This window comes from Paraburkholderia sp. GAS448 (assembly GCF_050435685.1).
Taxonomy (GTDB): Bacteria; Pseudomonadota; Gammaproteobacteria; order Burkholderiales; family Burkholderiaceae; genus Paraburkholderia.
Genome location: NZ_JBNDKT010000077.1, coordinates 1 through 14663, shown reverse-complemented (window position 1 = coordinate 14663; position 14663 = coordinate 1). Strand labels below are relative to the sequence as shown.

Annotated in this window: 9 protein-coding genes and 5 pseudogenes; 6 read left to right on the top strand and 8 right to left on the bottom strand. The window is 60.6% G+C overall.

All coding sequences use genetic code 11. The features are described from left to right. Positions 1-422 precede the first annotated feature (422 nt). The 5 genes and pseudogenes from P3T23_RS45720 to P3T23_RS45700 form a co-directional block, all read right to left on the bottom strand. Complete coding sequence (locus P3T23_RS45720) at positions 423-1820, bottom strand: sigma-54-dependent transcriptional regulator (RefSeq protein ID WP_429322608.1); 1398 nt, start codon at positions 1818-1820, stop codon at positions 423-425. Beyond that, on the bottom strand, positions 1817-3739 hold the full coding sequence (locus P3T23_RS45715) for an ATP-binding protein (protein WP_429322609.1): 1923 nt from the start codon (positions 3737-3739) through the stop codon (positions 1817-1819). The genes P3T23_RS45720 and P3T23_RS45715 overlap by 4 nt, the downstream gene beginning before the upstream one ends. Positions 3740-3793: 54 nt before the next feature. Then, the gene (locus tag P3T23_RS45710) at positions 3794-5146 is read right to left on the bottom strand and encodes an MFS transporter (RefSeq protein ID WP_429322607.1); all 1353 of its coding nucleotides are present in this window, start codon (positions 5144-5146) and stop codon (positions 3794-3796) included. A 394-nt stretch (positions 5147-5540) separates the two neighbouring features. Then, a pseudogene (locus tag P3T23_RS45705) lies at positions 5541-5963 on the bottom strand (transposase); the annotation flags it as partial. Positions 5964-6074: 111 nt separating this feature from the next. Beyond that, on the bottom strand, positions 6075-6911 hold the full coding sequence (locus tag P3T23_RS45700) for a group II intron maturase-specific domain-containing protein (protein WP_429322606.1): 837 nt from the start codon (positions 6909-6911) through the stop codon (positions 6075-6077). Positions 6912-7051: 140 nt separating this feature from the next. Between P3T23_RS45700 and P3T23_RS45695 the strand changes: the two are divergent. From P3T23_RS45695 to P3T23_RS45685, 3 pseudogenes are all read left to right on the top strand, one after another. Further along, a pseudogene (locus P3T23_RS45695) lies at positions 7052-8249 on the top strand (IS4 family transposase). Between the two features lie 147 nt (positions 8250-8396). Then, positions 8397-9281 (top strand): annotated as a pseudogene (locus tag P3T23_RS45690) (IS91 family transposase); the annotation flags it as partial. 310 nt (positions 9282-9591) lie between these two features. Then, a pseudogene (locus tag P3T23_RS45685) lies at positions 9592-10363 on the top strand (IS5 family transposase). A gap of 154 nt (positions 10364-10517) precedes the next feature. On the opposite strand, the gene P3T23_RS45680 reads toward P3T23_RS45685, so the two are convergent. Continuing rightward, positions 10518-11231, bottom strand: a complete 714-nt coding sequence (locus tag P3T23_RS45680; RefSeq protein ID WP_429322605.1) for an OmpA family protein — start codon at positions 11229-11231, stop codon at positions 10518-10520. 169 nt (positions 11232-11400) lie between these two features. After that, a complete protein-coding gene (locus P3T23_RS45675; protein ID WP_429322604.1) occupies positions 11401-11649 on the bottom strand; it encodes an ISAs1 family transposase in 249 nt (82 codons plus the stop codon). A gap of 148 nt (positions 11650-11797) precedes the next feature. Between P3T23_RS45675 and tnpA the strand changes: the two genes are divergently transcribed. From tnpA to tnpC, 3 genes and pseudogenes are all read left to right on the top strand, one after another. After that, positions 11798-12268, top strand: coding sequence for an IS66-like element accessory protein TnpA (gene tnpA, locus P3T23_RS45670; RefSeq protein ID WP_429322603.1), 471 nt, complete (start codon positions 11798-11800; stop codon positions 12266-12268). Beyond that, positions 12268-12621: an IS66 family insertion sequence element accessory protein TnpB gene (tnpB, locus tag P3T23_RS45665; protein ID WP_429322602.1), complete on the top strand. Its 354-nt coding sequence runs from the start codon at positions 12268-12270 to the stop codon at positions 12619-12621. The genes tnpA and tnpB overlap by 1 nt, the downstream gene beginning before the upstream one ends. 64 nt (positions 12622-12685) lie before the next feature. Then, positions 12686-14302, top strand: a pseudogene (gene tnpC, locus P3T23_RS45660) (IS66 family transposase). A gap of 156 nt (positions 14303-14458) precedes the next feature. Here the strand turns inward: tnpC and P3T23_RS45655 are convergent. Continuing rightward, positions 14459-14663: hypothetical protein (locus tag P3T23_RS45655; RefSeq protein WP_429322601.1), on the bottom strand; the 205-nt coding region annotated here is incomplete at its 5' end.

Below are 14663 nucleotides of genomic sequence, written 5' to 3'. Positions count from 1 at the left end.
TCTCGATGCCTGTGTTTGATCGACAACTGCTGCAACGTCACCTCCTCGGCTTCGCTCAGTTCAACAACACACTTCGTCCACTTCATCCTCTACCCCGGCAACATGAAGCGGCCAGGTTAGCGAAAGTCAAACTGTTTTACCAGGTGCACTTAAGCCCGATGACGGCGTAGCCTGATCCAGAACACTCACGCTACAATCCATGCACCTCGCAGCACCGCCCTCCAGCTTGTTCGACTTCACCGAAACGAGCGTTCGCCTTCCCCGAAATCCGCAGTATTCACGTATCTGCTGAATGCCAGTCTTGTGCGGATCTGGAAGGGATGGATGAACAGGGTCATGCTGATCTGCGAAAGGCATCAGGTCTCCTGAATGCGGCGTAAGTAGAACTATCAGTATGCTGTCGGCACTCGTCCATGCCAGCACTACCGGATCCGTGTGAGGCCTGCCACCGTCTCGTGACGGCGCAGTGGAGCGGTTTGAGCGAGAAACGCGCGGCTATCGATGGCGTGGCGCGCGATCTTGTCGTAGAGCGTTTTGCGAGGCACGCCGAGCAAATCGGCAGCCCGGCTGATCTGACCGTTCGCGCTGCGTAACGCTTCTTCGATAAACGCGCATTCTGCACGCGCCATGCGCGCAGAGAGCGAATCGGCGCCATCGGCGGGCTGCTGCAGCCCGTCGTCGAGCCCGAGACAGAACCGTTCCGCGACGTTCTTCAGTTCCCGCACGTTGCCCGGCCAGTCGTGCAGTTGCCAGCGCATCATGTCCGCCGGACTCCACGTGGGTTCCGGCCGCCGATCATAGCGAGCGCAGGCGCCGCGCAGGAAGTGGGCGAACAGTTCCGGAATATCGTCCGCGCGCTGGCGCAATGGCGGTAACTCAATTGAAACGACATTCAGACGATAATAAAGGTCGGCGCGAAATTGTTGCTGCTCGGCGAGCTGTTTCAGATCCTGCTTCACTGCGGCAATCACCCTCACATCGACGGGCACCACTGAGTTGCCACCAAGGCGCTCGATACTGCGCTCCTGCAGCGCACGCAAAAGTTTGGCCTGAAGCGCGAGCGGCATGGTTTCGAGTTCGTCGAGGAACAGCGTGCCGCCGCTCGCGTATTCGAACTTGCCGATGCGGCGATGCTGTGCGCTGGTAAACGCCCCCGCTTCATGGCCGAAGAACTCGCTTTCGAACACCGTTTCCGGCAGCGCGGCGCAATTGAGCGCGACAAACGGCCCTTTGCGGCGGCTCGCCGTATGCAATGCGCGTGCGAGCACTTCCTTGCCGGTGCCTGTTTCGCCGGTGATCAGCACATCGGCGTTGGTCGGGCCAATTGCATCAATGAGCGTGTGGACGTGCTGCATCGAAGGGGAACGACCCAGCAGATTCCTTTCCGCATCCAGCTGTGCCCGCAGGCTCTGGTTTTCGGTGACGAGCTTGCGCCGCTCCAGCCCGCGACGCACGGCCTCGAGGAGCCGCTCCGGGTGGAACGGCTTCTCGATGAAGTCGTATGCGCCTCCACGCATGGCCGCAACCGCCATGGCGATATCGCCATGGCCGGTAATCAGAATGACCGGAATATCGGTGCCTTGGGGCCGTGCGAGCACACTGTCGAGCAACGTAAGGCCGTCTATGCCGGGCAACCGGATGTCGCTCACGATTGCGGCTGCGGGAGCATGCGCGAGCGCGGCGAGTGCGCTTTCGGCATCTTCGAACTCGCGCACCGGCACGTCAGCAAGGCGGAGCGACTGAGCACAGCCGAGGCGCACTGTGGCATCGTCCTCGATGACATACACCGGTTGCGTACCAAGGACAGCAAACACGCTCATGGAATGAACCTCCTTTGGGTTACTCGTGGCAATTCGACGGTAAACATCGCGCCGGTTGATGTTTCGCCTCGATCGTTGCAGTTGCACCCGTCCAGGCGCCCGCCGAATTCGTCGATGATGGCCTGCGAAATGGCAAGGCCTAGCCCGAGACCTCGGCCAGAGACCTTGGTGGTATAGAAAGGTTCGAAGAGGCGGGGAAAAGCGTGCGCCGCGATGCCATTGCCACTGTCCTGTACACGGATTCGCACAGCTGTGTCGGTCACACTGGTCGTCACGATGACGTGACGCGCCAAGTTGGCCGCTGCGGAAGCGTCAATCGCGTTGGCGAGCAGGTTGACGAGAACCTGCTCGATGCGGATTGCACTTGCGTGCACAATGGCATCGTCCGGCACCGTCCCTACCCGGAGCACCACACAGGCCGCTTTGCGGTGCGGTTCGATGAGGGCAAGCGACTGACGCAGCGCCTCGGCGATCGCTACCGGTTCGCGCTCAAGCGCGTCGTGACGCGCAAACGCTTTAACATGTGCAACGATCTTGCCCATGCGGGCCGCGAGCTCGTTGATCAGATCGAGATTGTGCTTCAGTTCCGCGGGGCGGTTCAGCGCAACGAGCCTGACCGCGTTAGTCGATAGCGTCATCAATGCGGCGAGCGGCTGGTTCAGCTCGTGTGTAATGCCGGCAGCCATCTGGCCAAGAGCGGCGAGCTTGCCGGCCTGGATTGCGTCGTCGCGCGTGTCGCGCAGGATACGGCGGGCGTCGTCGAGCGCTTCGACTTTTTGTGCCAGCGCGGCGTTTGCCTGTGTCAGTTCGGCAGTGCGCTCGACGATCCGCGCTTCGAGATCGCGTTGCGCGTTCTGTAACGCAATGCATGCGTGGTGACGCTCGCGCTCCCGGCTGCGCCGAAGCCATACGGCGGCGAGCAGGCAAAAGAGCAGTGCGCTCGCTGCGGTTGCGCCGATGGCAGCGAGCGCTGCGGTACTCCGATCGTCAGCGGGATCGACGAGGACAGCAACTTTCCAGCCAAGCGGGCCGGCCGGCCTGTATTGCACGCCATACCAGCGAGGCTGCCCCCCGGTGGGAGCGACGTAGAGCGATTGCGGAGCAGTTGCGCGGTTGTTGCCGGCCGGTGCCATGGCGCCGGTATGTGCGTCGCGCGGAGGCGACCTCGACAAGGTCGGGAGCGTGGCTTCGCCGTAGTGGTGCGCAGCTTGCAGGGTACGTAGCGCGGCGTCGGGCAATGGTGCCAGTGTACGGTAGCGCCATGCTGGCAGTGAAGTGAGAAAAACCACGTTGTCACGATCGGCAACGACGACCAGGTCGCCGCTCGTTACCAGTGCACTCTCGTAACCGTCGAGCGGCGCCTTGATCGCAATGGCACCGACCGGTGGCCGCTCGGGATGCGTGGAGTCGCGAATCGGCACGGCAAGAAAATAGCCGGCTTCGCCTGTGGTGTTGCCGACCCCGTAGAAACGGCCGAAGCCGTGCTGCATGGCATCGATGAAGTAAGGTCGGAACCCATAGTTCCAGCCGACGAAACTGCCTGGCTCATTCCAGTTGCTCGCGGCGAGCGTTGCACCGTTCGCGTCCATCACATACGCGGCGGCCAATTGGGCACTCACCTGCACGGACTTCAGATACGCATTGGCCTTGGTTCGATTCACTACGCTCTCAGGCTGCATCAGCAATTCCAGCAGCACAGGTTCGAGCGCTGCGATGCGTGGCAGCGACTCATAGCGAGCGATTTGCGATTCCAGCGACAGCGCATGGAACGACGCACGCCGGGCGGACTCGGACGCGTGTACGCGCAGGTAATAGCGCAGCGTAATCGTATAGGCGAGCCATGCGGACGCGGCGCAGCATGCCACAACAATGAGCGCCATCGTGGCGTGCCGCAAACGGCGCATGTCGCGCGGTTTCAACACGACACGCGGATGGGCCAAACGCACTGACGCCGCACGCCCCCGGTTTGCCGCTCAGGTTTCGATGCGGGAGTGCTTGCGCGAGTCGCGCATTCCGAGATAAACGAGCAATGAGCAGAAAATTGCTCCTGTGACATACCAGTAAAACAGTTGTTCATGTCCCGCCTGCTTGAGCCATAACGCGATGTATTCGGCTGTACCGCCAAATATCGACACGGTGACAGCATACGGAAAGCCGACGCCCAATGCACGCACTTCAGCGGGGAACAGTTCGGCCTTGACGACCGCATTGATTGATGTGTAGCCCGATACGATGACAAGAGCGGCCATGATGAGCACAAAGGCACTCCACGGGCTGTGCGTATGGCTGACGGCGGTCATGATGGGCACCGTGAAGAGCGTGCCGAGCACGCCGAAAGCGATCAGGATCGGTCGCCGGCCGATGCGATCCGAAATCGCGCCGACAATCGGCTGTAGCAGTGCGAACAATGCCAGCGAGGCTCCCGAGACGAGGGTCGCGTCGTGCCGGGTCATTCCTGCGGTGTTGGCGAGGAATTTCTGCATGTAGATCGAGTAGGTGTAGAACGCGACGGTGCCGCCCATCGTCAGGCCGACCACGGCAAGCACGGCACGGGGATGCTTGCACAGCTCCGCCAGCGTGCCGCGCGCATCCCGTTTCACGCGCGCCTTCTGGAATTCGCCAGTCTCCTCCATCGTGGCGCGCAGGCGCATTGCGACGAGGGCACAGGCAGCGCCGATGAAAAAAGGCACGCGCCAGCCCCAGGTTTCGAGCTGTTCCGTGGTAAGCAGAAACTGCTGCATCGAGATCAGCAGGGCAAGCGCGATCAGTTGGCCCATGATCAGCGTGACATACTGGAAGCTGGAATAGAAGCCGCGGTCGCGGGCAGTTGCGACCTCGCTCAGGTACGTCGCTGACGTTCCGTACTCACCGCCCACGCTTAGTCCCTGCAACAATCGCGCGGCGACGAGCAGCGCCGGGGCCGCGGCTCCGATGACCTCATAGCTTGGGCATAGTGCGATGATCAGCGAGCCGGCGCACATCAGCACGACCGAAAGAAACAGAGCGGAGCGGCGCCCGTGACGGTCGGCGTAGACTCCCATCAGCCAGCCGCCGATCGGCCGCGCGAGAAAACCCACGGCAAAGACGGCCGCGGTATTCAGCAACTGTGCGGTCTGGTTGCCTGCCGGAAAGAAGGATTTGGCAAAATATAGTGCAAAGGCCGAGTACACGTACCAGTCATACCACTCGATCAGATTGCCGACCGAACCGGAAAAGATTGAGCGCAGCCGGTGCCGTTTGCTTTTCGCGCTCGAGGTTGGCAGGTCCTCGGGGTAATCGGAAGAGGGCCGAACATGATTGGCTGCATCGGGATAGGTTGGTTCCATGGTGTCTCCTATAGGTTTTGCGTGACGCCGCGTGGACGCGCGACGGGCCTATTCACCGCAATTTCGGTGCCAATGTGGATGATCTGGATGCCACCCGCAAATAATTGATTTAAGGGGGATTTCCACGGGTCGCTATGGCCGCCGCAAATGCTTGCATGGCGGATTGCCAGAATATGTGGATCTGAATGTCCGGCAATCCGCACGGCGGGCGTGAGGAAATACGAGGGCACCGCCTGTCGCAACGCCCGAGGAAATTAGGGCTACGCTGAAGAAGCCACCGTTTTCGCCAACAGCTTGCCGTTGAATTTCGGAATGCGAGATCAGCGACCCGACTTGTTCGATTTCCTGGCCCTGAAGGGCCTTGCAAGCGGGTCTCTCGACCCACTTTGGCTGCTCATGGACGCACCTGTGCCATCAGCCGCGTGCGGCTCATGTAGATGTTGGCCAGCGCGAGTACGGTAAAGGCGCGCGTGGCGTTCTTCGCGAGGCCGCGATAGCGCACCTTGCCGAAACCCCACAGCCGCTTGACCACCGCAAAGACGTGTTCGACCCGGGCACGAATCTTCGACTTGTTGCGGTTTTTCGAGCGTCTGGCGTCATCGACTTCACCACTGCGATTGCGCACGCGCTGGTTGGTGAAGTCCTTCGCTTTCGGCGCCTTGCTGGCGATGAGTTCCTTCTGGCTCGCATAGGCGCTGTCACCGTATACACGCTGCTCGGCGCCGTGCAGCAGATCAGGCAGCGGATGCTTGTCGTGCACGTTCGCCGCCGTCACCACCGCGCCGTGTGCCAGACCCGTCTGGCTATCCACACCGATGTCGGGTAGCGGTAGCGCATTGCTGCGCCACCGCCCCCTAAGAACCGGACGTGCGAGTCGCCCCGCATCCGGCTCAAGCCATTCGTCAGCACCGGCGTTAGAACCGGGCAATCAATCGTCAGTCGCGGTTCGACGACGGGCAAAGTAAGACGACCACACAGGGTCAAAGGGGTTTGCCTGACCGCGTATCTTCACGTGTCGAACAATTGGAACCATCGCAGCCCGAAACAGCCCGATTACTTCATGGGCCCTGGTCCGGGCAGTAAACGCCCAGGTGCGATTCCCCTCTACGTGGAAGTATTTATTTTTCGCCCAGCCCGTGCCTTTTGTGGGGTGCCGACGCATCGCCCATTTCCATAGGAGTTGCCAGATGTGAGCATCTATCGACGTAAAATGAGCCTTGGAGACCACATGACGGTGATACATGGCCCAACCTCGAATCACAGGGTTGAGCTGTAGAATCAGATTCGTCTGTGTGGCACTCCTGTGCTGCCTCACGATTTTCCTTACCTTTTCCATGAGTGACTTCACACTCTTGCTGGCCGGTTTGATGAGCAGCTTACCGCCGTACTTGCGTACATTCTGCCCGAGGAAATCGAACCCATCGGCGATGTGGGTGACCCTGGTTTTCTCTTCCGAGAGTTCCAGACCCCGAACGGTCAGGAACTGCTTGACCGCAGGGAGTACGTTCTGCTCCAGAATCTCTTTCGATACTCCGGTCACAACGAAGTCATCTGCATACCGATTGACGTTGACCTTGAACTTTCGGCGTGCGCGTTCCGTCGGTCCCACGCTTGCATCTACTGCCGCTTCCAGTCCGTCCAGCGTCATATTCGCGATGACGGGCGAAATGAGACCCCCTTGGGGAGTTCCCGCCTCAGTTGCGAACAGGGTTCCTTCATCGATAAATCCAGCCTTGAGCCATCGTCGCAGGACCGCTTTATCCATCGGAATGTGTTGAAGAATCCAGTCATGACTAAAATTATCGAAACAGCCCCACGAATGTCTCCTTCTAAAACCAATACTGTTAACAAGATCGAATTTCTGTTAACTTTCAAGTCTCTGCAACAACAAGAAGAGCTTGAAGGATGGCAAGAACGGAAGCAACGCTGCCCGGCGGGGCGCGGCTGGCGGACTATCTGACGGTGGGGTATCTGGCGCTGAACTGTTCGCTGGGACAGGTCAAGGAGGCGCTCGCGACATGCGGCGTGCAGACCGTGTGCGGCGCGACATGCCGCGTGAAGTGCTGGTGTATTTCGTGATGGCGATGTGTCTGTATCCGCGCGTGGCCTATGAGGAAGTGTTTCGTCTGGTGATCGAGCGACTGCGGCGCATCTACGGCGACCAGGTGCGCGACGCGCAGGTCAGCAAGGCGGCGATCTCGCAGGGGCGAGCACGGCTGGGCTGGCAGGTGATGCGCGAGCTGTTCGCCCGACAGGCAGCGCGACGCCCGCGGGCTGCAGTTGGGGACTATGCGGGCTATCGGGTCATGAGCGTGGATGGCTCGACGCTGGATATGCCTGATGAGCAGGTCAATGCGCAGGCGTTCGGGTATGCAAAGGGCGGGCGTGGTGAAGGCGCGTATCCACAGATCCGCTTTGTGGCGCTGGCCGAATGTGCGACGCACGCGCTGTGCGAGGTCCAGATGGGCGGGGGGTGCGCGAGGACAGCGAACAGGCGCTCACGCGGCAGCTGTTTGCGGCGTTCTCGAGCGAGATGCTGGTGCTGGCCGACCGCCTGTTCTATGGGTATGACATGTGGCGCGACGCGGTGGCCACCGGAGCGAAGCTGCTGTGGCGCGTGAAGTCGAATGTGCGACTGCCGTGCGAGGTGCCGCTGGCAGACGGTTCGTACCTGAGTACCGTATATGCCAGCGACACCGACCGGCGACACCAGCGCAACGGCATGCAGGTACGGGTCATTGAGTACCGCCTGGAAGGCGTGCCTGACGCCGAGCCGCAGTATCGCCTGATCACCAATTTGCTGGACCCGGTAGTAGCACCTGCCGTCGAGCTGGCGGCGCTGTATCACCGGCGCTGGAAAATAGAAGAGATGTTCGATGAGATCAAGACGCATCTGTGTGATGGGAAGAAGGTGCTGCGCAGCAAGACGCCTGATCTGGTACGTCAGGAGTTCTATGCGTTAATGCTCACGCACGCGGCGATCCGCCGCCTGATGTACGAGGCTGCCCAGGACAGCGGGCAGCGACCTGAAGACCTGTCCTTTGTCCATGCCGTTCGTGTGCTGAACCGACGCCTGCCCGAGGCGGCGGCAATTCCCCCCTGAGCATGCAGTGCATTTGGCAGAGATTTTTTTGGTTGGCGGTCGCAGCAACCAGCGCATCGCCATGTCGTCGGACCTGATCCGCGACCGGTAATCAAAAAAATGTTTGTGCTAAACCGCTCCACAGGCGGTGGCCGCTATGGGCATTGAATGACCGCCGCGATCAGCGCGATCGCCTGGTGCAACAAGGTGGTGATCTACGGGCTGCTGTTCGATGTTGCCGCCGAGACCCTGCGCACCATCGCTGCGGATCCGAAGCATCTGGGCGCGCAGATTGGCGCGACGCTGGTGCTGCATACGTGGGGCTCGTCACTCACGCACCATCCCCACGTCCACGGCATCGTCCCCGGTGATGGCCTGTCACCCGACGGTCAGCGGTGGGTCGCGTGCCGGCCCGGTTTCTTCCTGCCGGTGCGCGTGCTCTCACGGCTGTTCCGGCGCCGTTTCCTGGAAGAACTCGCAGCCGTGCATCGTCGTGGCCAGCTGCGGTGCTTCGGCGAGTACGCCGCGCTCGCCGATCCGGCCGTCTTCGCACAGTGGCTCGCGCCGCTGCGCGCGTGTGAATGGGTCGTGTATGCCAAACGCCCGTTCGCTGGACCCGAGGCCGTACTCGCGTATCTGTCGCGCTATACCCACCGGGTCGCGATCTCCAACCAGCGGCTGGTTGCGCTCGATGAGCGCGGCGTGACGTTCCGATGGAAGGACTACCGCGCGACGGGGCGCACCCGCTACAAGACGATGACGCTGGATGCACAGGAGTTCATGCGGCGCTTCCTGCTGCACGTGCTGCCCGGCGGCTTCCACCGCATCCGCCACTATGGCCTGCTGGCCAATCCGGTGCGCCAGGCGAATCTCGCCAAGGTGCGTGAGTTGCTGCACGTCCTCCCAGCACCGCGCACGCAACCCGACAACACCGATCCCGCTGGGTGTCCCGCCTTCATCTGCCGGCACTGCGGTGCACCGATGATCGTCATCGATGTCCTCGAGCGCAGCGCACCGATCCGCGCGCCACCCGTACAGCGAGCCGCAGCATGAGCACAGGTGTTTCGAGACGTTCAAACCGACCGTCGGCTCTCCGGCAACGGGACCCGATAGCGGACGCTTGCGTCCCTGGCCCGGATCAACCGGTGCCCCGTTCTGCCTGCCGTCACAAACGTGGACCGCACCGCTTCGCCAACCTGCACCCCGTGCGGTTTCCTCCCTTGAGGTTTATACGACGCCTGCCCGCATGCGCCTGTGGCGCGCGCCCATGCCTGTGGTCCTGGGCAGGCATCCTACAAATCCAAACAATTCCGGACATTCGGGAGAGGGCCACAGTTTTCAGTTTTGGACCAAGACGTCGAGTATTGCATACTCGACCGAGACCTCGGGGAAGAGCGATCCTTGTCGCCCGCGCGTCTCGGATCGCGCGGCGCTCAACGGCATCCTGTTCGTGATGAAGACAAGAATACGCTGGAACCACTTGCCGACGCGGTTGGGGTTCGGCTCAGGCGCAACTTGTTGACGGCGACCGCGCGCGACTGGCAGGAGGCCGGCGTATGGGACCGTCTGCACGAGCTTGTGCTGGCGAAACTACGCGAGACAGACCAGCTCGACTTCTCGCGTGCCGCCGTCGATTCTTCGTCGGTGCGAGCTGTTGGGGCGGCCGAAAAACTGGTCCGAACCCCACGGATCGTGCGCGACCCGGTTCTAGGCACCACATCCTCGTAGACGCCAACGGCGTGCCGGTCAGCGCGATCCCGACGGGTGCGAATGCACACGACCTCAAGCAGTTGCTGCCGCTCGTCGATGCGATCCCGCCCGTTCGCGGCGTGCGCGGTCGTCCGCTTTAAACGCCCAAGGTTCTCTATGGCAATTGCGGCTACGATTCCGATTCCCACCGTCAGCAACTGCGCCATCGCGGTATCCAGTCGGTGATCGCGAAGCGCCGCAGTCAACAGGGTAGCGGGCTGGGCAAATTTCGGTGGGTCGTCGAACGAACTCACTCCTGGCTCCACAACTTTCGTCGTCTTCGTATTCGCTTCGAGCGTCGTGCCGACATTCACGAAGCGTTCTTGAAACTCGGCTGCTCTCTCATCTGTTGGAACATCTTCAGACGTGCAGAGCAGGCTTTTTGAACTGGCCTCTTACAGAGAAACCCGGAAGCCTTGCGGACAAAGGCGTTTCCGTTGCCAGCATTTATGCCCTGATTTCAGCAACTCCACGCATCGTCCTGCCCGAATTCCTGACGCCACCTCTTTGGCTGCGCGTTGAAACGGCCTCATCACGGAATTACTGCATCGCGGCACGCACCTCCACACGACGATTTAGTGCACGACCTTCAGCCGTCGCATTCGATGCTACCGGGTCAGCAGCCCCGCGCCCTTCGGCCGAGAAGTTGTCGGCAAGTATGCCCTGGCTGCGCAGATAGGCGATTGCTGACGTTGCTCGTGCACGGGACAGTCTATCGTTGTGCGCAGTTGAGCCTGTCGAATCCGTATAGCCAATCACGACGATATCCTTAAAAGCAAGCCCCTGATTGAAACGTATGAAGCTGTCGAGACCCTGTCTGGCCACCTCGGTCAGCACTGAACTGTCGGTCGCAAAATAGGCATCTCCTTGCAGCAACACCTGACGTTGCGCAACGGGTTGCTGTTGTGCCGCAGGCTTTTCCGCCTCGGAAACGCCGCACATAAAGGTGATCTGACGCGGATCGTTCTTACGTGCATTCGCATCCACACCATCGACAAGCTCAAGCGGCGTGACCGGTTGCCCTTGGCACTTTCTGGCCGCCGCTGCCATACATGAGTCTGAGCTTTCCATCAGACCAGTACAGGTAACCCGATAGACAGGTTTTGGCTGGTCAGGCAAGACTATGGCCTGCATTGTGTAAGTCGGCCCGGATTGCGTAGTACATGCGGCCAAGCCGCCGGCGCATGCGGCGACCAGTGCCAGATGCGACAATTTAATCAAGATGATTTTATTCATAAAAAGTTGTTTGGCCACGATTTGACCAGTAGCCTACATATAGTTTGGAAGTCCGACTGACAAGAAGATACATTCCGTACTGCCGCACGCATATCTGACAGACACTATTTCATCGACCAGATACACCTGACCTGTCCGTTTTTAAAAAAATCGTGCCAATGAGCGCAGGGCAATCGCATGAAGGGCCTTACCAGGCAAGGATTTCGGCACGATAGCGGTCGCTGACACAGGCCTTGAGCCGGCGGTTTTTTATTCCGACCTTGGTCTTCGTGTCACGTTTGAGCAGATTCAGCGCGATGCGGCGCAGGATCGCGAAGTTCTGTGCGGCGTTGTCCACGCGCACCCGGCACTGGTCTTCGCCAAAGGCCACATCGAGCACCCAGTGAAGGTTATTCTCGATGCGCCAGTGGGCACGCACCGCGCGGGCGATGAGCACCGCGTCGGGCGGCAGCTGGACACGTAGTAGCTGCGCTCCGTGGTTGAATATTCCACGCCAAAGTGTAAGCGGTTGATTTGCCGCACATGGTTTCCTGAGTCGCCGGAGTGCAACATGCGTCCACCTCTTTTGAACAGGTGGACACCTCATGAGTCAGACTTCCGACTTCCCGAAGCTTGAGGCCGTTGGGCTAAGCGATGATGGCCAGCGGCACTACTACGACCCGCAGGCCAAGCAGGCACTGATTCAGGCCTGCCTGCAGCCGGGTGCATCCCTTGCAGGTTTGGCGCTGAAGGCCGGCGTGAATGCGAACCTGCTGCGCAAGTGGGTCCGCAAACACCAGGCGAAGTGCGATGCCCCTTCTGCGACGCCGGTGGGCGAAGAGGCGGCGGCGTTTGTTGCTGTGGTTGAAGTCGACGATGCCGGGACGCGAGCCGATCTTTGCGCAAAGCCCGAGCAGCCACCAGCCCGTCGCGAACCTGTGCGTGCATCGCAGCGTCCGCCGCTACCGTCGCGCCTGGTAGCGCAATTGCCAAACGGGGTGAGTCTCGAGCTGGAGTGCGTGGGACAGGACACGACGCTGGTGAGGGCGATGATTGATGCGCTGAGGGCACGTTGATGTTCCGGCTCGACGCTGACCTCCGGGTCTATCTGCATCGCGACCCGATCGACTTCAGGTTCGGCATGAATAGCCTGATCACGCTGGTCGCGCAGGAGATGAAGCTCGATCCCTTTGCTCGAGCCGTCTTCGCGTTTCGCAACCGTCGATGCGACAGGATCAAACTTCTGTTGTATGACCGCACGGGCTTCTGGCTGATGCTGCGGCGCCTTGAGGAGGACCGTTTTGTGTGGCCACGCCGGCAGCAGGCTGTGATCGAACTGACGACCGAGCAGCTCCACTGGCTGCTGGATGGCATCGACATCAATGCAATACGCCGCCACCCCGCGCGCCGGTACCGGCACGTCACGTAAATTGACAATTGTTCACGATTGTCCGTAAACCTGTTGCGGCGACGACTTCAGTATCGTGCTGCACATGAAAGCCAATCGCCCGAAGTCGTCCAGCAAGGACCATCTCAAACAGCTCCCGTCCGATGAGCTGATCGCACGCATTCTCGAACTCGAGGATCGTAACCGACAACTTGTGCAACGGGTCGAGCAGCTCGAAGAGCTGTTCCGCCTCGCGCAGGACAAGCGCTTTGCGCCCAGCAGCGAGAAGCTCAAGGATCGCGTATTCGACGAGGCGGAGCAGATTGCCGCAACGCAGTGCGCCGATGACGAGGTGGACGACGCGTTCGCACTGCCGGACACGGGGCTGCCGGAAACGGGCACGCCTGTGCAGGGCAAGCGTGGTCGCAAGCCGCTGCCGGCTCATCTGCCCCGCCAGCGTATTGAATACGACCTGCCTGAAGCGCAGAAGGTCTGCCCATGCTGCAGCAACTCGCTGCATCGCATGGGCGAGGAAATCAGCGAACAGCTGCACTATGAAGTGAAGGCTTCCGTGCTGCAGCACGTGCGTTTCAAATACGCGTGTCGCCACTGCGATCGCAACGCCGAGCACACGCCCATCATCACCGCGCCGATGCCGGCGCAGCCACTGCCTGGCAGCAACGCGAGCGCGGCAATCATTGCGGCGGTCACGGTCGGCAAATTCGTCGACGGGACCCCGCTGTACCGGATGGAGGACGTACTCGCGCGCGCCCACATTCCGGTCACGCGCGGTACCCTGGCGAAATGGATAATCCGGCCTGCACAACTGCATTACAGCCGGCTTTATAAGGCGCTGCTTCAGACTTTGCTGTCACAGTCGCTGATCCACGGGGACGAGACGACGGTGCAGGTCCTTAAAGAGGAAGGCAAGACCCCGCAGGGCAAGTCGTTCATGTGGGTCTACCGCAGCGCCGAGGAATGCGAGCAGCCGGTGGTGCTGTTCGATTACCAGCCAGGGCGAGGCCAGGAATACCCGCGGGCCTTCCTCGCCGGCTACCAGGGCATGCTGCTGACCGATGGCTATGCCGCGTGGCGCACGCTCGAAGGCGTGACACACTTCGGATGCCTGGCTCATGCGCGCAGGCTGTTCGTCGATGCGCACAAGGGCAGCAAGAAGAAAACCGGCACCCTCGTTCATCAGGCGCTCGAATACTTCCGGGCGCTGTATCAGGTCGAGACGCTTGCGCGTGCCGATGTGCCGCAGAACGAAGCCTGGGCAGATTACCGGTACCGGTTGCGACAGCAGCATAGTGTGCCGTTGCTGGAAGCGTTCAAAAAATGGCTGGATGGAAAGGCGCCGCTGGTGTTGCCTGAAAGCTTGCTGGGCAAGGCGATCAGCTATACGCGTAACCAGTGGGAATACCTCAGTCGCTACGTTACGGACGGGCGCGTCGGCGCTGACAACAACATTCTCGAGCGCGACATCAGGCCGTTTGCCACTTCGAGAAAATCATAGCTGTTCAGCGACACGGTTGACGGTGCAAAGGCGAGCGCCATGGTGTTCAGCCTGATGCTCACGTGCCGTGCGTGCAACGTCGAGCCCTATGAGTACCTGCTGCACGTACTGAAGGAACTGCCGCAGCGCGCACCGGACGACGACGTCTCGGACCTGCTGCCGTTCAACTACGCGAAACAACAACAATCCGTGACATCCACCGTCTGAGTGGCATGCGATGACGCGCAGGCCATCCGTCCGTGCGTCATCAAACTCACATCTCCCAAAGCCAGGACATCGCTGATCGATCTCGATCGCCGCGATGCGGTTATGCTCGACCATCCAGCGCGAACGCTTCACGATACGGTGTGCTTAAATTCGCGGTTACGCCAAAGTGAACAGGAATTCCACGGCAAAAAGAACAGGGTTTCCACGCCATCGCGAACAGGAATTTGAGGTGGCGGCGACGCGGGTCAACGGTGGCACGATCGACGGTTTTGTCGGGAGTGCCGAATGGCAAATGTCAGGTTGACCATGCGCAAAATCAGGGAAGTGCTGCGGTTGCATTTCGAGTGTGACCGCAATCAGA